Source organism: Vibrio orientalis CIP 102891 = ATCC 33934, assembly GCF_000176235.1.
Taxonomy (GTDB): Bacteria; Pseudomonadota; Gammaproteobacteria; order Enterobacterales; family Vibrionaceae; genus Vibrio; species Vibrio orientalis.
The window spans coordinates 1,657,736-1,674,243 of the sequence record NZ_ACZV01000005.1 but is presented as its reverse complement, the minus strand read 5'-3'; the positions used below and the strand labels follow the sequence as shown (position 1 = coordinate 1,674,243).

Here is a 16,508-nt window from a genome sequence, read left to right as displayed (position 1 = left end):
CGTACTGTAAAATAGGTGTTTGTGGCTATTGTAGGACAAACTAACAAAACTAGAGCGATAGACATCGTCTGTGGGTAATTTGGTATTTCAAGAGAAAAATGTGAATAACTTGTGGGTGAAAAACTTGATTTTTCAAAGGTGTGGAGCTGGTGGGCGAAGAATAATATCAGGTTCATCAGTAATGATCTAGTGACTAATGAAGACTTTCCAAAAAACAGCGATTAATTTCTTTTGTAGCTATTGTGTCTGTATATATATACAGACACAATAGAGACACTTATCACCTAAGAATAGAGTTCAACTATGAGTAAAGTTTTTGATTTGGTGTCTGATTATCAACCGTCTGGAGACCAGCCGACCGCAATACGTCAATTACTTGAAGGCTTAGACTCAGGCCTAGCCCATCAAACTTTGCTCGGTGTTACTGGTTCGGGGAAAACCTTTACTCTGGCTAATGTGATCGCGAGTGCGCAACGACCGGCGATTTTATTAGCGCCGAATAAAACACTGGCAGCGCAGCTCTATGGTGAAATGAAGGCCTTCTTCCCGAATAATGCGGTCGAGTATTTTGTCTCATACTATGACTATTACCAGCCTGAAGCGTACGTGCCGACCACTGATACATTTATTGAGAAAGACGCGTCAGTGAATGCGCATATCGAACAGATGCGTTTGTCGGCGACCAAAGCGTTGCTTGAACGTAAAGATGCCATCATTGTTGCTTCAGTTTCTGCGATTTACGGTTTAGGTGATCCTGAGTCCTATTTACAAATGATGCTCCACATTCGTCGTGGTGATGTGATGGATCAGCGCGATATTCTACGCCGTTTAGCTGAGCTTCAATACAGTCGCAACGACGTAGCCTTTGAGCGTGGTCAGTTTCGTGTGCGTGGTGAAGTGATCGATATCTTCCCTGCTGAATCTGATCAAGATGCGGTTAGAATTGAGATGTTTGATGATGAGATTGATTGCATCAGTGTTTTTGACCCACTTACTGGAGCGGTGAAACAACGCGATCTTGCTCGTTACACGATTTATCCCAAAACCCACTATGTGACGCCACGTGAGCGAATTTTAGCGGCGGTTGAAGAGATTAAACTTGAGTTAGAGAGCCGCAAAAAATACCTGCTTGATAACAACAAACTGTTGGAAGAGCAGCGTATCTCACAACGTACTCAGTTTGACATTGAAATGATGAACGAGTTGGGCTTTTGTTCTGGTATCGAGAACTACTCGCGTTACTTGAGTGGACGTAGTGAAGGCGAGCCGCCACCGACGCTATTTGACTACCTTCCTCATGATGGTTTGCTGATTATTGACGAATCCCATGTAACAGTGCCGCAAATAGGCGCTATGTACAAAGGCGATCGCTCTCGTAAAGAGACGCTGGTGGAGTTTGGCTTCCGTCTGCCTTCAGCGCTCGATAACCGACCAATGAAATTCGAAGAGTTTGAGTCGATTTCACCGCAGACGATCTTTGTCTCTGCGACACCGGGCAATTATGAGTTGGAAAAATCTGATGGTGAAATTGCCGATCAAGTTGTTCGCCCGACAGGCCTACTCGACCCAGAACTTGAAGTACGACCGGTTGCTACTCAAGTTGATGATCTATTGTCTGAAATTAGAATACGCGCAGCAAAAGATGAACGTGTCCTTGTGACGACGCTGACTAAGCGAATGGCAGAGGATTTAACCGAATATCTTACAGAGCATGATGTTAAAGTTCGTTACTTACACTCTGATATTGACACCGTCGAGCGAGTGGAAATCATTCGTGATTTACGTTTAGGTGAGTTTGACGTGTTAGTTGGGATCAACTTACTTCGAGAGGGTCTCGACATGCCAGAGGTCTCTTTAGTGGCGATTCTAGATGCTGATAAAGAGGGCTTCTTACGTTCGGAGCGGTCTCTGATTCAGACCATTGGTCGCGCTGCGCGTAACATTGCAGGTAAGGCTATCCTATATGCCGACTCGATTACTAAATCGATGGAAAAGGCGATGGGGGAGACGAGCCGCCGCCGAGAGAAGCAGCAAGAATACAATGCTAAGTTGGGGATTGAGCCACAAGCGCTGAAACGTAATATCAAAGATATTATGGAGCTTGGTGATATTGCTAAGGGTAAGAAGCAACGCACTAGTAAGGCAGTCCCACTATCTAAAGTGGCCGAGCCATCACAAAGTTATGATGTGATGACACCTCAGCAACTGGATAAAGAGATCAGTAAGCTGGAGGCTCAAATGTATCAACATGCACAGGACTTGGAGTTTGAGCTAGCAGCGCAGAAACGCGACCAGATCGATAAATTACGTAGCCAGTTTATTACTAACAGCTAAGTTGTATAAATTAGAGACAAAAAAATAGCCAGTAGAAACTGGGTTCTATTGGCTGTAATTTGTGAATACTAAGTTCACTAACAACGTCAGTTGGCTAGGTGACCCTTGCGGGTCATAGAATATACAGCAGATAGCGTGCCAGAATATTTGTGGTTGAAATGAGTTATTCATCACCATATCAACGCAATTTTTCGCTTTTAAATTGCATAATGCAAAGCCTAATGCAATGATTTATACAAAATGCGAAGAGTACCCTGGCTAGGCTATGCAACAGAATACGCAAAAGAAAAACACAAAATATTTATTGATGGTAGAAGATACTGCGTCAGTTGCGGCCTTGTATCGTTCTTACCTCACCCCACTTCAAATTGATATCAATATCGTTGGCACTGGACGTGATGCGATTGATAGCCTCAATTTCAGAACACCCGATCTGATCTTACTTGATTTACGTCTTCCCGATATGACGGGGATGGACGTTCTACATGCAGTGAAAGAAAAAAATCCGGATGTTCCCGTTATCTTTATGACGGCTCACGGCTCTATTGATACCGCTGTCGAAGCGATGCGACATGGTGCTCAAGATTTCTTGATTAAGCCCTGTGAAGCCGATCGCTTGCGTGTCACTGTCAATAACGCGCTACGTAAAGCGAACAAGCTTAAAAATGACGCGGACAGCCCTGGTAGCCAAGGTTATCAAGGCTTTATTGGTAGTAGCCAAACAATGCAGGCGGTTTATCGAACCATTGACTCGGCCGCTAGCAGTAAAGCAAGTATCTTCATTACTGGCGAGAGTGGTACTGGTAAAGAGGTATGCGCTGAAGCGATTCATGCCACGAGTAAGCGTGGTTATAAGCCGTTTATTGCGATCAACTGTGCCGCGATTCCAAAAGATCTGATTGAAAGTGAACTGTTTGGTCACGTAAAAGGAGCCTTTACAGGGGCGGCGACCGATAGACAGGGGGCCGCAGAACTTGCTGACGGCGGTACGCTGTTTCTCGATGAACTGTGTGAAATGGACCTAGAATTGCAAACCAAGCTTTTGAGGTTTATTCAAACAGGTACTTTCCAAAAAGTGGGCTCTTCTAAAATGAAGAGTGTGGATGTACGTTTTGTTTGTGCCACCAACAGAGACCCGTGGAAAGAAGTTGAAGAAGGCCGCTTTAGAGAAGATTTATACTATCGCTTATATGTGATACCTCTTCACCTACCACCACTTCGTGAACGGGGTGACGACATTATTGAAATTGCTTATTCACTGCTTGGTTTTATGTCGAAAGAAGAGGGGAAAGACTTTGTTCGACTGGCGCCTGAAGTGGTTGAACGTTTTGCTCGTTATGAGTGGCCGGGCAACGTGCGCCAACTGCAAAACGTACTGCGCAATGTCGTCGTATTGAACAATGGTCGAGAAATTCATCTAGAGATGCTACCTCCGCCATTGAATCAGCCTTCAGCCAATGAAATTCGAGTGATGTTACCGCAACCAGACATGGTATCGGTACAAGATATCTTCCCGCTCTGGTTGACTGAAAAGAATGCTATCGAGCAGGCAATTAAAGCGTGCGATGGCAATATTCCAAAAGCGGCAGGATATTTGGATGTCAGTCCATCGACCATTTATAGAAAACTACAGGCATGGAACGCCAAGGAAATGCAATAGTGGATATTTTAAATCAGAATAAAATTGAACGATTAGCCAGTGAAATTGGAGCTGAAAATGTTCCGGTTTTGCTTGATATATTCTTGGGTGAACTAACCATGTATATTGACAACCTCTCTCAGCAAGAGCAGAGCGAACATGATGCCTATATGAAAGAGATTTGCCATGCTCTGAAAAGTAGTGCAGCCAGTTTTGGAGCTGAAGCTTTGTGCGCGTATTCGGTTGAAATTGATAGCATGGCAAAGTCAGGCGCCTTGCTCAATATTGATCAGGATGTGGCGAAAATGATATCTCTGCTCAGAGAAACTCAGCAGAGATATCAAGAGTTAGTCAGCTAATAAAAACTCCACCGCTTGCTGAAGCTTTGTTCGGTCGTGACGCCAGTCTCGGTTTGGTGAAGCAAGCGGTACGGTGACACAGTTCCAATCTGAAAGTTCTGGGTGCGGCTCTTCCCCTAATACCACATCAATTTTTCGTCCGCGGCATGAACGTTCACACCACTCTAGCTTCTCTTGCAGTGTCATTTTTCCTGCTGGCCCATACTCTGGAGACAAGTTCTCGACAAAGATCAATTGTGCCTTGGTGTTACATGAAATCGCTCTGCCAATTTCTGGTAGGAGAAGTGGCGGCATTATACTGGTCAAGAAACTACCTGGGCCTAAAATGATCGCGTCTGCTTGTTCAATCGCCATCACGCCTTCTTTGGTCGCAGGGACCTCTGGCTCTAAGTCGAGTCTTAACAACTTATCAGGCATTTCATCGACACTGGTCTCGCCGGTTACCCAACGTCCGTCTGGTGAGAGTGCTTTCAAATCGGAAGGGTGCTCCGACATAGGAATGATATTAACATCCACTTTGAGCATATTGCGGATAAGATTAGTCGCATCAAGCGGTCTAACCGAAAGGTTGTCGAGCGCGGTCAGCATTAGGTTGCCAAGGTTATGGCCATCGAGTTCGCCGGCACCTTTAAACCGGTACTCAAACATCATCGAACTAATGGAAGGATCTGTAATCAACTGATTGATACAGTTACGTGTATCTCCCCAAGCAATGCCCCCTTGGCAATTGCGGATTCGACCCGTTGAGCCACCATTATCCGTGGTTGCAACAATCCCCGTGGCATTAGAGCCAAATTCTTTAAGTGCGGCCAACATCCGGCCAAGGCCGTGGCCACCGCCAACAGCTACGATTTTTTTGCTAGCGTAAATTGTCATGCTGAGCTTCTATTCTATTTATAACCAACTACAATTTAGATTAATGCATTAATATCCCCTACTCAAGAATAGGTAAAATGAGCAGTAGGCAAGATTTTTTCGCTTTAGAGGTAGAAACACACACAATTATTAAGTATTTTATAGGCTAGCTGCTACCCGTATTTGAGGTAGTTGCCATAACTCCGAGCTCAATAAGCTAAGTTCATAATGAATAAGCGTGTTGAGCCAGTGACATGTTGTCACAAGGGCAAAGTTGGAAATGACTCTGCCTCCCGTGTTTGGAAAGGTGTTCCGTGGCGCAACAATTCGAAGATAGATTCCATCGTAAGTTTTATTACTTACGACTTTCCGTTACAGATGTCTGTAACTTTAAATGCACATATTGTTTACCTGATGGTTACAAACCTTCGGGGCAGAAAAACTCGTCTTTTTTAGCATTACCAGAGATTAAACGTGTCGTTAGAGCGTTCGCAGATTGCGGGACGTCTAAGGTGCGTATTACTGGTGGTGAGCCGAGCTTACGCAAAGATTTCACTGACATTATCCATACTGTCGCTTCAACGAAGGGTATTCGTAAAGTGGCAACTACAACCAATGGTTATCGTATGGAGAAACAAGTCGCGGATTGGAAAGAAGCAGGCCTGACTCATATCAATGTCAGTGTCGATAGCCTCGATCCTCGAATGTTTCATCAAATCACAGGCGAAAATAAGTTCACTCAAGTGATGGGCGGTATCGACCGTGCATTCGAAGTGGGCTATGAGCAAGTTAAAGTCAATGTTGTACTGATGAAAGACTTAAATGCTCATGAATTACCTGCCTTTCTAAACTGGATTAAAGACCGTCCAATCCAATTGCGCTTTATCGAGCTGATGCAAACAGGCGAAATGGATGAATTATTCCAGCGTCACCATGTATCTGGCGTAGCGATTCGAAATCAACTTATCGCCAACGGCTGGCTATTGAAGGTTCGTGACCACAATGACGGACCTGCGCAGGTCTTTGTCCATCCTGATTACCAAGGTGAAATCGGTCTGATTATGCCTTACGAAAAAGACTTCTGTGAAAGCTGTAATCGCTTGCGTGTCTCTGCGACAGGTAAGTTACATCTTTGTCTATTTGGTGATCATGGTGTTGAACTTAGAGACTTACTCCAACAAGACTCTCAAGAATCAGCGCTAATAGAACGTATTCAAGAGCAGCTACAAACCAAATCAGTCAGCCACTTCCTTCATGACGGGAACTCAGGCATGACGCCGCATTTAGCGTCTATTGGCGGCTGATCTTTCCAATCAATATCAATTTATCGACTAAGCATGAGCTTAGAGCGAACATTACTTTAAGAAAAATAGGTGAACAAATGGGTCACGCAGAAAGCAAATTCCAACCAGCTAATATTGCCGTACTAACTGTTTCAGATACTCGTACAGAAGAGAATGACACGTCTGGCGGTTACCTAGTCGAGAACGCTAAAGAAGCGGGTCACAATGTTGTTGATAAGCAAATTGTGATTGATGATATGTACAAGATCCGCGCGATCGTTTCTCAGTGGATTGCTGACGAAAATGTTCAAGCGATCATGATTACCGGCGGCACTGGTTTTACTTCACGTGACAGCACTCCAGAAGCACTAAAACCACTATTTGATAAAGAAGTTGAAGGTTTTGGTGAGTTGTTCCGCCAAGTGTCTTACGAAGAGATTGGTACATCAACGATTCAATCTCGTGCGATTGCAGGTTTTGCTAACCATACGGTTATCTTTGCTATGCCGGGTTCTACAGGTGCTTGTCGTACTGGTTGGACTAAGATCATCAAGCAACAGCTAGATGCAAGCCACCGTCCATGTAACTTCATGCCTCACCTATCTGTTTAACGTCCGGAGCAAACCATGAGCGAATTTACTCATATCAATGCTTCTGGCGAGGCGAACATGGTTGACGTGTCAGCGAAAGCAGAAACGGTACGTGAAGCGCGCGCAGAAGCGTTTGTTCACATGGCCCCAGAGACATTGCAACTGATCGTATCTGGCTCTCATCATAAAGGTGATGTGTTTGCAACGGCGCGTATTGCGGGCATTCAAGCAGCGAAAAAAACCTGGGATTTGATTCCTCTTTGCCATCCACTTTTGCTGTCAAAAGTTGAAGTTCAACTTGAAGCAATTGAAGCTGAAAACATGGTTCGCATCGAATCTGTTTGTAAGCTAGCAGGTAAGACCGGGGTAGAGATGGAAGCGCTGACGGCGGCTTCTGTTGCGGCACTGACTATCTACGATATGTGCAAAGCGGTACAGAAAGATATGGTGATTGGCCAAGTTCGACTGTTAGAGAAAACGGGCGGGAAATCGGGTCACTTTAAGGTGGAAGCATGATTAAAGTATTATTCTTTGCCCAAACTCGTGAGCTAGTGGGTGTCGATGAACTTGAGCTGGAAGGGGATTTTCAAACGGTAGAAGCTATCCGTAGTCACCTTGCTGAGCAAGAAGGTAAATGGGATATCGCCTTAGAGCAAGGCAAATTACTTGCTGCGGTAAACCAATCCATTGTTCCTCTTGAGCACCCAATTCAATCGGGTGATGAAGTGGCTTTTTTCCCACCGGTAACAGGTGGTTAATGATGGACAATCGAGTTTCTGTACAGTTTGATGATTTTTCTGTTGGCGCGGAATATGACGCGCTAGCGCAAGGCACGGCTGCGGGCGCAGTGGTTACTTTTGTGGGTAAAGTTCGCGACATGAACTTAGGCGACAATGTAACTGGCTTGTCACTTGAACATTATCCAGGAATGACTGAAAAAGCTCTGGGTGAGATTTGTGACGAGGCAGAAAAGCGTTGGCCGTTATTAAATATCCGAGTGATTCACCGCGTTGGCGATTTAGACATTGGTGATCAAATTGTGTTTGTCGGCGTGTCTAGCGCACACCGAGGCGCTGCCTTCGAAGCTTGCGAGTTTGTTATGGACTACTTGAAGACCAAGGCGCCATTTTGGAAGAAAGAGCGCACCACTGAAGAAACTCGTTGGGTTGACTCAAGAGACTCTGATGCCAAAGCTGCTGAGCGTTGGCACAAGTAACGCCATAGTACGTAACTCTGTTTTATTTAAAGCTCCCTAGCGATAGGGAGCTTTTTTCATTTTCGGTCAATTGATGAATAGAACCACGTTGTTGGCTTTTAGCAAAGAACAGTGCTTTATCTGCTATTGAGATAAAGTCTTCGGCCTTCATCGTCTCAGGCATCAGCCGGTACTGTTGAATACCGATAGTGACAGAGAAAATATTACCGACCGTTGAGGATTTGTGGGGAATCGCCAGAGCTTTTACGTCCGCTTGCAGTTGTTGCGCTCTGGATAAGATCTCTTCCTCATTCATATTTGGCACAAAGACCAAAAACTCATCACCGCCATAGCGAAAACATAGGTCGTTAGATTTAGCCCAAGTTCTAATCGTTTGTCCTAACGCGGCAAGGACTTGATCACCCTTAATGTGTCCGTAGCTGTCGTTATATTGCTTAAAGCAGTCGATATCGATCATCAAGATTGCTGCGCCAGAAAGCTTGAGTTTCGTCAGTTCTATGGCTTCAGGCAGCAGAGAGTCCAAGGCATAGCGGTTGTAGACTTGAGTAAGGTGATCGATATAAGTGAGTTTTTCCAGCTCAAGTTGATGCTGAGCAAGCTTATCTAATGTTTTTTTGTATTCGGTAATATTACGCACCGTCCATAAAACCAGCGAGGTATTGGGTAAAGGTATTACTAGAGCGCTAAAGTGCTGTGTGTCAGTCGGTCCTTCGATACCTTCAAAACAGGGCAGATCTTTAGGGTCTAAGTTATACTCAATTTCTGTTGCCGTTTGGCTATCAATCACATCGACAATGACTTGGCTAAACCAGATAGCTTTATCGGCGGGGAGTACTTGGTATTGATTGAGGCCAATCAAAGCGGAAGGGTTATGGTGGCGTTTGGTATCTCGGCCACCCCATGCTTCGACATAGGTTCCTGACTTATCGATAAGGAAAGTCGGCTCAGGCATCGCTTCAAACACCACATGCATTAAGTCTGGATTATTTGTAACTTCCGCTGAAAAAATGGATTTCACCATCTGCACTCCTTTGGGTTACACCGCACTCCTTATATAGTTTAGCCTCTAGATGGAGACTTAGAGAGCGCTTTGAGCTTAAAACCATGTTTAAAGTAATGAAAAGTGATCGTAGAGGATGATTTGTCGCTGTAGCGTCTAGTTTTACGGGCTTTTCAAGCGTTCAATTGGATAGAGTTGATAGCGCTTCGAAACGTGATAGGGAGAGCCTATTGTAAAAATTGTTGATTTCCATTTAGTAAAATCAAGAAATTAGACAACAATTACAATATAGGCAGCGTGGCTGGCACGTTAAGGAGACGTCAATGGAATCATTAAAAGTAAAAGACTACATGACATTACAAGCGGTGACATTTACCCCTGAAATGTCATTAAGTGCCGCTTTAGATAAGGTAATGAACTCAAGATATTTGGGTGGACCCGTTATCAATGAACAGCGAGAAGTGATTGGTTTTTTATCAGGTCAGGATTTGCTCGATAAATTGGTTAAGGTCAGTTATTACTGTCAGGACACCCACATTGTTTCAGACTGTATGCACAAAGATGTGTTATCGGTGACATCAGATACCTCGATTATTGAACTCGCAGATATGATGACAGTAGGGCGACCGAAAGTGTATCCAGTTATTGATGCAGGTAAGTTAGTCGGTATTATCACACGACGTGATGTGCTCAGAGCGGTTGCCAAAAACCTTGATGATTGTTTTAAGCATCCAGTCTAGAATGTTGTTACAAATTGTTAGAAAAAGGCGCTGTGTGCGCCTTTTCTTGTTCTAAAGAATGAAGAGAAAATCAATGACCGATCAAACAGCCAAATTCGTCGAAGGGTCTACCATGCGCCACATTTTGGTGATGTCGGGAGCAGGTTCGGTGGGTCTGATGGCCTTGTTTGTCGTTGATTTAATCGACATGCTGTTTATTAGTATGTTGGGACAAGTTGAACTGGCCGCCGCTGTCGGGTTTGCTGGCACACTGGTTTTCTTTTCTACCTCTATTTCTATTGGTACTTCGATCGCGATGGGCGCACTGGTGTCAAAAGCGATTGGGGCCAAGCAGCATCAGCATGCCAAACAGCTTACAACGAGTATCATGTTTACCGCCGTCGCCATCAGTATTTTGGTCTCGGGTGTTATGTTCACCTATATCCCTGAACTGTTAGCGGCGATCGGTGCGCAAGGCGTAGCGGCGGAACGTGCAGAAGCGTATTTGAGAATTATCCTGCCGAGTGCGCCTGTGATTGCGGTTGCGATGGCGGCCGGGGCTGGGCTTCGCGCAGCAGGAGATGCAAAGCGTTCGATGTGGGCAACGCTTGCGGGAGGTATTGTTAACGCTATTCTTGATCCAATTTTTATCTTTGGCTTTGGTTGGAACGTTGAAGGTGCTGCGTTAGCGTCGGTGTTTGCGCGCTTTACCGTACTATTTTTCTCTCTTTACCCGTTGATTAAAGTGCATCAGTTGGTGGCTGGTTTTAACTACTCAGTGTGGCGAAGCAATTTAAAACTGATTCTCGCAATCGCCATCCCAGCGATTATTACCAATATCGCCACACCGATTGGTAATGCGATCGTCACCTCATCAATTGCTCAGTTTGGTGAAAACTATGTCGCTGGCTTTGCTGTGATTGGTCGATTAACTCCGGTTTGCTTCGCGGTCATCTTTGCCTTGTCAGGTGCCGTTGGTCCTATTATCGGTCAAAACTATGGCGCTGAACGTATGGATCGCGTTAAAGAAACACTCAATAACTCACTGATTGTGACGACTGTGTATACCTTGGCGGTCTGTGTCATTCTCTATTTTGCCCAAGACTTAATTGTCAGCATGTTCAGTTTGCAAGGGGATGCTCAAGTTATTGTTGCGGCATTTTGTACGTATGTAGCAATCAGTTTCATCTTTAACGGCGCCCAGTTTGTTGCTAACACCTCGTTCAATAATTTAGGTAAGCCGTTGTATTCCACCGCTCTTAACTTGGGTAAAGCGACGCTAGGGACATTGCCGTTTGTCCATTTTGGCGCGCTGTGGTTTGGCGCATTAGGCGTACTGTATGGACAAGCAATAGGTACGGTAGTGTTTGGTATTATTGCTACTATTGTGTTGCGCAAGCACATCTCTGATCTCATGGCTGGTTCGTGTGCTGAGCACATGGAAGCTGATCCGTCGATCACTAGCGTTAACAGCCAACCTTTTTGTAGCCATGATGCGGTTTTGATTGATGATGTGGCGGCCACTGCCGACGTAGAGGAAGAAATTGCAAAAAAAGTTTGACCTTGGAGTAGACTCTAAGGTTTAAACTTGATGTGTACAATGAATGGAGATAAACATATGTGCACAAAACACCAAGCATGCCGCTCTGAAAAAACCGCGGTTAATCCTTCCCAAACTGGCTCATGTTCAAGCCCTAAAATTACTACGATCCAAATGGCGGATGTCGGCTCGACAGAATCGGGCTGTTGTAGCTCGAATAGCTGCAGTAGTGGGGCGGATCCGACTGACGAAGAAGGTGAGTCCGGAAGTTCGTCCGCACGCTTCACTCAAAGTTGGAAAGTTAACGGGATGGATTGCCCATCTTGTGCCCGAAAAATTGAAACCGCCGTTAATCGTGTCGAAGGTGTCTTAGAGGCCAAGGTGCTGTTTGCGACAGAAAAGTTAGTAATTAAGTCAGACAGTTCGGGCGTTGCTCAGTTGGTTGAACAAACTATCCTAGATACCGGTTTTACGTTTGCCAATCCTGCCGAATCGAATCAAAAAGAAACACCTAAAGGCTGGAAGGCTGTTATCAAACAAAACAGTCAAGTGATTGCGATTGCTTCAGCTATGGCTATCGCAGCGGCTCTGAAACCTGCATTTCCCCAAGTCAGTGAATGGCTATTCTTAATTACCTGTTTAGCGGGTCTTTATCCCATTGGTAAAAAAGCGATCAGCTTAGCACGCTCAGGCACTCCGTTTGCCATTGAAACCTTGATGAGTGTTGCGGCCATTGGTGCCCTATATCTTGGCGAAACCGTTGAAGCAGCGATGGTGTTGTTACTGTTTCTGATTGGTGAACAGCTAGAAGCTTTTGCTGCATCAAGAGCACGTAGCGGTGTCCAAGCCTTAATGGCATTGGTGCCTGAAACGGCAACTAAGATAGTCGACGGTAAGCGTGTTGAAGTGTCGGCAAGTGAACTACAACCGGGTGATGTGATTGAAGTTTCTCCTGGCGCTCGTTTACCAGCAGATGGCAAATTAACCGATGCATTAGCAAGCTTTGATGAAAGTGCCTTAACCGGAGAGTCAATCCCCGTTGAACGCTACGAAGGTGAGTCAGTAATGGCCGGTGCGGTAGCGGTCGATAAGGTGGTTCGCTTTACGATTACTTCTAAGCAAGGTGAAAATGCCATTGACCGTATTCTGCATTTGATTGAAGAAGCAGAATCCCGTAAAGCGCCATTAGAACGATTCTTAGATAAATTCAGTCGCTGGTATACACCGTTGATGATGTTAGTTTCATTACTTGTCATCATTACGCCACCACTGTTGTTTGCTCAGCCGTGGGAAACATGGGTATATCGTGGTTTAGCACTGTTATTGATTGCGTGTCCTTGTGCTCTGGTGATCTCCACACCAGCAGCCATTACTTCTGGCTTAGCTGCTGCGGCTCGTCGTGGCGCCTTAATTAAAGGTGGCGCGGCACTCGAGCAGCTCGGCAACGTTGAAACTATCGCATTTGATAAGACCGGGACCCTGACCAAAGGTAAACCGGAAGTAACGGATGTGGTGGCTTTGTCGGGCTGGCAACAAGAGTCACTACTAGCCAAAGTCGCTGCGATTGAAGTCGGTTCGAGTCACCCGCTAGCGGTGTCAGTGGTCAATAAAGCCAAACAGCTCGGCATTGAGATTACTGAAGCTCAAGACAAGCAGGCGTTGGTTGGTAGTGGTGTACGTGGTTTAGTTGAAGGTGTTGAATATCAAGTATCAGCTCCAAGCAAGTTAACCATAGACCTTGATGAAGCGCTGAAAGATCAAATTGAACAGCTAGAAAACCAAGGCAAAACCGTTGTCGTTGCAATAGAAAGTCAAACGACGCCGATCGGGGTGATCGCATGGCAAGATACCTTGCGTGAAGATTCTGCCCAAGCAGTACAGGCACTGAAATCTCTGGGTATTCATTCGATCATGTTAACAGGTGATAACCCGCGTAGTGCCCAAGCGATCAGCTCAATGATTGATATCGATTTCAAAGCAAGCCTACTGCCGCAAGATAAAGTGACCTATGTGGAGAAGCTATCCGCACAAGGTAATGTCGCCATGGTCGGAGATGGTATTAACGATGCTCCGGCAATGAAAGCGTCGAGTATTGGTATCGCGATGGGAGGCGGAACCGATGTTGCGCTTGAGACGGCTGACGCTGCAATTACTCACAACCGCTTACTAGAGTTGGCTGGGATGATTGAGCTCTCACGGGCGACGCTCAACAATATTCGTCAAAATATCGCGTTGGCGCTTGGCTTAAAAGGTGTCTTTTTGGTCACAAGCTTATTGGGTATTACCGGTCTTTGGGTTGCAGTATTAGCTGACAGTGGCGCGACGGCTATTGTGACACTGAATGCGTTAAGGTTACTTAAGTTCAAATCGAAGCTCGATTAAGCCTAAATTCTTAGCGAGATCTTTCTCATCGAAACAGCCCTTCATCTTTGATGTAAGGGCTGTTTTTTTATGCAATTAGGGATGACTGTTGCGATAAAGTGTGATGTAAACCGTTTTTGTGTGCAATGTAATTATTTGTTGCGATCTTATTTGTGATCATGGTCACTTCAAAGAATTCAGTGGTTGGTTAGAGTATCTCCTGTACCCGATAAATTTATAGAGCAAGCAGACCTAACTCATCGGCTGACTTGCCATCATAAGGAGCGACCTATGTCTCAAGCTGTATTCCACCTTGGTGTTACTCAAGACGATCTTGCTGGTGCAACTCTGGCTATCATTCCAGGTGACCCAGCGCGTGTACAAAAAATTGCAGAGGAAATGGAAAACCCAGTATTCCTAGCAAGTCACCGTGAATACACACTTTACCGTGCAGAGCTTGACGGCAAGCCTGTTGTTGTTTGTTCAACAGGTATCGGTGGCCCATCAACATCTATCGCAGTTGAAGAGCTAGCACAGCTTGGTGTGCGTACTTTCCTACGCGTTGGTACTACTGGTGCGATTCAACCACATGTAAACGTGGGTGACATGATTGTATCAACGGGCTCTGTTCGTCTAGATGGCGCAAGTCTACACTTTGCTCCAATGGAGTTCCCAGCAGTTGCGGATTTTGAAGTAGCAACAGCAATGAAAGCAGCGGTTGAAGAATCTGGCGCAGCAGTACACATGGGTGTAACGGCTTCAAGCGATACCTTCTACCCAGGTCAAGAGCGTTACGATACCTTCTCTGGTCGCGTTGTTAAGCGTTTCCAAGGCTCTATGCAAGAATGGCAAGATATGGGCGTACTTAACTTTGAAATGGAATCTGCAACGCTACTGACCATGTGTGCAAGTTCTGGCCTAAAAGCGGGTTGTGTTGCGGGTGTAATCATCAACCGTACCCAGAAAGAGATCCCAGACCACTCGACACTGAAAGAGACAGAAGCTCGTTCAATCAAAGTCGTGGTAGAAGCTGCGCGCAAGATGCTTTAAAGACTCGGCTGAGTTATAAGTACTTTTAAGATAAAGAAAAACCTCAATTGGGATGACCAATTGAGGTTTTTTGTATCTAGGGAGAAAGCTGGCGCTTAAGCGATAAACTCTTCTGAATCCGGACGATTAGTGAACTGTACGCCGCTTAAGAAATCGCATAGCAACTGGTCTTCACACGCTTTGTAGTTCTTGTTATTTGGCTTACGGAAATAAGCGCCAATTTCATATTTGCTTAGACTAACACCAACCACTTCTAGCACATCTAACACATCTTCTGCTTTCATATTCATCGCAATACGTAGCTTCATGAAAATCATGTTGTTGGTCAGTGTTTGCTCTGGTGCTGGCTGCTCGCCTTCTTTCTTACCACGCTTTAGGTTGATGAAACCATTCAGAAATAGAGCAAGTTCTTTATCTTTCATCTTAGTCATAGACTTATCTGAGTCTGCCTTTAACCAGTCGTTGACTTGGTTAGGAGCTACCGTGGTATCTACCTGCTCAAAAGCCTTCATTATTTGAGTATTTTTCAAATTAAGTGAATGCTGGATACGGCGTAAGATTTCATTATTAGTCACAAGGTTCTCTTTGTGGTGAGTCATCGCTGACGAGATATAGTTGGGCGAGACTTTAGCAGAGTTACTTGTGTTGCGATATAAATAAAAGGGGGCACCCGTCCCCCGTGATGGTTTATTTACGAATAAGCGATTGAAGGTAGAGGAAGATAGAGACTTTCAGACATCTCAGAGAGCATCTGATCATAAACCTGCGAGATGGTCGCTGAAATATCACTGGTGACGCTGTACATCTCTTCGGTACTGATCGGCAGACTCATCGCTGAAGATATCTCTGTTAGTTGATGAATGGCATCGATACTTACTGGAGAAGCGACGGAAAGTGGACTGATTAAAGAGAGCTGGTTGAGCTTACGTCTGGTTTTATCGCAATAGTATTTCAAGCGCAGAAAGCCCTCTTCGGAATGACTGTCTGGAATGCTTACCCGCAATTGAGTCAATACTTCCATGCTGTCGAGCACCTGCTGCCAATTCAAGTGATACTCGTCGTTGAGATCCTCACGCTCAGATTCAATTAACCATGCGATGGCCACTTCATCCATTAAAAACATACAGTGACGAATCGTTTTACCATGAATGATCTGATTGCGACTGATGCTTCTTTCATGCCAGTCGCTGTGCATAGCTTTGAGCTTGAGCTGAAAGATTCGATACATAGGTCGGTTATCAAATGGAGCAATCGCAACCAATTGATCGCAGCAGTGCATTATTTCGTCATAAAGAGCATTCATTTCACTGAGCTTCTGTTGAGTAAGAGAGTAACTCAAAGAGTGATGTGTCAGTTTACGATGTTCCCGACAAAGGCGAAGTAGCTCCCTTAGCATAACTAGGGTGTTGAATTTACGTTGTAAGATAGTTTGGCGCTTTTTAGAGTAATGGAATAGCGCAGCCAAGATAGCGCATGAAAAAATTAATGAAATTAGAACAAACATAGCCAACTCCTTTGTGCTTGTTACCTATAAAGGAGTAGGCGAATAATGTGCCAAAAAT

16 protein-coding genes and 1 riboswitch are annotated in these 16,508 nt (G+C 45.0%); of the genes, 12 read left to right on the top strand and 4 right to left on the bottom strand.

Annotated elements, in window-relative coordinates; all coding sequences use genetic code 11:
- Window positions 1-303: 303 nt before the first annotated feature.
- The 3 genes from uvrB (at window position 304) to luxU (ending at window position 4,332) form a co-directional block, all read left to right on the top strand.
- Entirely contained in the window at window positions 304-2,334 is a 2,031-nt protein-coding gene (gene uvrB / locus VIA_RS18230) for an excinuclease ABC subunit UvrB (RefSeq protein ID WP_004414912.1), read from the top strand.
- 265 nt (window positions 2,335-2,599) lie between these two features.
- Window positions 2,600-3,994 (top strand): quorum-sensing sigma-54 dependent transcriptional regulator LuxO, encoded by a 1,395-nt coding sequence (gene luxO, locus VIA_RS18225; RefSeq protein WP_004418306.1) that lies wholly within the window; start codon window positions 2,600-2,602, stop codon window positions 3,992-3,994.
- A complete protein-coding gene (gene luxU, locus VIA_RS18220; RefSeq protein ID WP_004414910.1) occupies window positions 3,994-4,332 on the top strand; it encodes a quorum-sensing phosphorelay protein LuxU in 339 nt (112 codons plus the stop codon). Before luxO ends, luxU begins: the two co-directional genes overlap by 1 nt.
- On the opposite strand, the gene VIA_RS18215 is transcribed toward luxU, so the two are convergent.
- The gene (locus tag VIA_RS18215) at window positions 4,321-5,208 is read right to left on the bottom strand and encodes a YvcK family protein (protein WP_004414908.1); all 888 of its coding nucleotides are present in this window, start codon (window positions 5,206-5,208) and stop codon (window positions 4,321-4,323) included. The two genes, luxU and VIA_RS18215, sit on opposite strands and share 12 nt — an antisense overlap.
- A 168-nt stretch (window positions 5,209-5,376) precedes the next feature.
- Window positions 5,377-5,513, top strand: a riboswitch (molybdenum cofactor riboswitch).
- Here VIA_RS18215 and moaA point away from each other — a divergent pair.
- From moaA to moaE, 5 genes are all read left to right on the top strand, one after another.
- Complete coding sequence (moaA, locus tag VIA_RS18210) at window positions 5,502-6,491, top strand: GTP 3',8-cyclase MoaA (RefSeq protein ID WP_004418305.1); 990 nt, start codon at window positions 5,502-5,504, stop codon at window positions 6,489-6,491. Its footprint overlaps the riboswitch before it by 12 nt.
- 77 nt (window positions 6,492-6,568) lie before the next feature.
- Window positions 6,569-7,081 carry a molybdenum cofactor biosynthesis protein B gene (gene moaB / locus VIA_RS18205; protein ID WP_004414904.1) on the top strand — a complete coding sequence of 171 codons (513 nt, stop codon included), beginning with the start codon at window positions 6,569-6,571 and terminating at the stop codon, window positions 7,079-7,081.
- A gap of 15 nt (window positions 7,082-7,096) precedes the next feature.
- Window positions 7,097-7,576 (top strand): cyclic pyranopterin monophosphate synthase MoaC, encoded by a 480-nt coding sequence (gene moaC / locus VIA_RS18200; RefSeq protein ID WP_004414902.1) that lies wholly within the window; start codon window positions 7,097-7,099, stop codon window positions 7,574-7,576.
- Window positions 7,573-7,818 carry a molybdopterin synthase sulfur carrier subunit gene (gene moaD / locus VIA_RS18195; protein WP_004414899.1) on the top strand — a complete coding sequence of 82 codons (246 nt, stop codon included), beginning with the start codon at window positions 7,573-7,575 and terminating at the stop codon, window positions 7,816-7,818. Before moaC ends, moaD begins: the two co-directional genes overlap by 4 nt.
- A 2-nt stretch (window positions 7,819-7,820) precedes the next feature.
- Entirely contained in the window at window positions 7,821-8,276 is a 456-nt protein-coding gene (moaE, locus tag VIA_RS18190) for a molybdopterin synthase catalytic subunit MoaE (RefSeq protein ID WP_004418303.1), read from the top strand.
- A 22-nt stretch (window positions 8,277-8,298) separates the two neighbouring features.
- Here moaE and VIA_RS18185 read toward each other — a convergent pair whose 3' ends face one another.
- Window positions 8,299-9,294 carry a sensor domain-containing diguanylate cyclase gene (locus tag VIA_RS18185; RefSeq protein ID WP_174269838.1) on the bottom strand — a complete coding sequence of 332 codons (996 nt, stop codon included), beginning with the start codon at window positions 9,292-9,294 and terminating at the stop codon, window positions 8,299-8,301.
- Between the two features lie 305 nt (window positions 9,295-9,599).
- Between VIA_RS18185 and VIA_RS18180 the strand changes: the two genes are divergently transcribed.
- The 4 genes from VIA_RS18180 to udp all read left to right on the top strand — a co-directional run bounded on the left by VIA_RS18180 (window position 9,600) and on the right by udp (window position 14,946).
- Window positions 9,600-10,016: a CBS domain-containing protein gene (locus VIA_RS18180; RefSeq protein ID WP_004414892.1), complete on the top strand. Its 417-nt coding sequence runs from the start codon at window positions 9,600-9,602 to the stop codon at window positions 10,014-10,016.
- A gap of 73 nt (window positions 10,017-10,089) precedes the next feature.
- A complete protein-coding gene (locus VIA_RS18175) occupies window positions 10,090-11,556 on the top strand; it encodes an MATE family efflux transporter (RefSeq protein ID WP_004418302.1) in 1,467 nt (488 codons plus the stop codon).
- Between the two features lie 57 nt (window positions 11,557-11,613).
- Window positions 11,614-13,917 (top strand): zinc/cadmium/mercury/lead-transporting ATPase, encoded by a 2,304-nt coding sequence (locus tag VIA_RS18170; RefSeq protein WP_004418301.1) that lies wholly within the window; start codon window positions 11,614-11,616, stop codon window positions 13,915-13,917.
- Window positions 13,918-14,187: 270 nt separating this feature from the next.
- Entirely contained in the window at window positions 14,188-14,946 is a 759-nt protein-coding gene (udp, locus tag VIA_RS18165; protein WP_004414886.1) for a uridine phosphorylase, read from the top strand.
- Window positions 14,947-15,041: 95 nt separating this feature from the next.
- Here the strand turns inward: udp and VIA_RS18160 are convergent, their stop codons facing one another.
- Window positions 15,042-15,521, bottom strand: coding sequence for a YehS family protein (locus tag VIA_RS18160; protein WP_004418300.1), 480 nt, complete (start codon window positions 15,519-15,521; stop codon window positions 15,042-15,044).
- Between the two features lie 116 nt (window positions 15,522-15,637).
- Window positions 15,638-16,450: a hypothetical protein gene (locus tag VIA_RS18155; RefSeq protein WP_004414880.1), complete on the bottom strand. Its 813-nt coding sequence runs from the start codon at window positions 16,448-16,450 to the stop codon at window positions 15,638-15,640.
- Window positions 16,451-16,508: the final 58 nt, after the last annotated feature.

Coding starts and splice junctions, on each gene's coding strand:
- VIA_RS18215 (WP_004414908.1), bottom strand. CDS start 5,208: ATGACAATTTACGCTAGCAAAAAAATCGTAGCTGTTGGCGGTGGCCAC.
- udp (WP_004414886.1), top strand. CDS start 14,188: ATGTCTCAAGCTGTATTCCACCTTGGTGTTACTCAAGACGATCTTGCT.
- luxO (WP_004418306.1), top strand. CDS start 2,600: ATGCAACAGAATACGCAAAAGAAAAACACAAAATATTTATTGATGGTA.
- VIA_RS18170 (WP_004418301.1), top strand. CDS start 11,614: ATGTGCACAAAACACCAAGCATGCCGCTCTGAAAAAACCGCGGTTAAT.
- VIA_RS18175 (WP_004418302.1), top strand. CDS start 10,090: ATGACCGATCAAACAGCCAAATTCGTCGAAGGGTCTACCATGCGCCAC.
- moaD (WP_004414899.1), top strand. CDS start 7,573: ATGATTAAAGTATTATTCTTTGCCCAAACTCGTGAGCTAGTGGGTGTC.
- moaC (WP_004414902.1), top strand. CDS start 7,097: ATGAGCGAATTTACTCATATCAATGCTTCTGGCGAGGCGAACATGGTT.
- moaB (WP_004414904.1), top strand. CDS start 6,569: ATGGGTCACGCAGAAAGCAAATTCCAACCAGCTAATATTGCCGTACTA.
- moaE (WP_004418303.1), top strand. CDS start 7,821: ATGGACAATCGAGTTTCTGTACAGTTTGATGATTTTTCTGTTGGCGCG.
- VIA_RS18155 (WP_004414880.1), bottom strand. CDS start 16,450: ATGTTTGTTCTAATTTCATTAATTTTTTCATGCGCTATCTTGGCTGCG.
- uvrB (WP_004414912.1), top strand. CDS start 304: ATGAGTAAAGTTTTTGATTTGGTGTCTGATTATCAACCGTCTGGAGAC.
- VIA_RS18180 (WP_004414892.1), top strand. CDS start 9,600: ATGGAATCATTAAAAGTAAAAGACTACATGACATTACAAGCGGTGACA.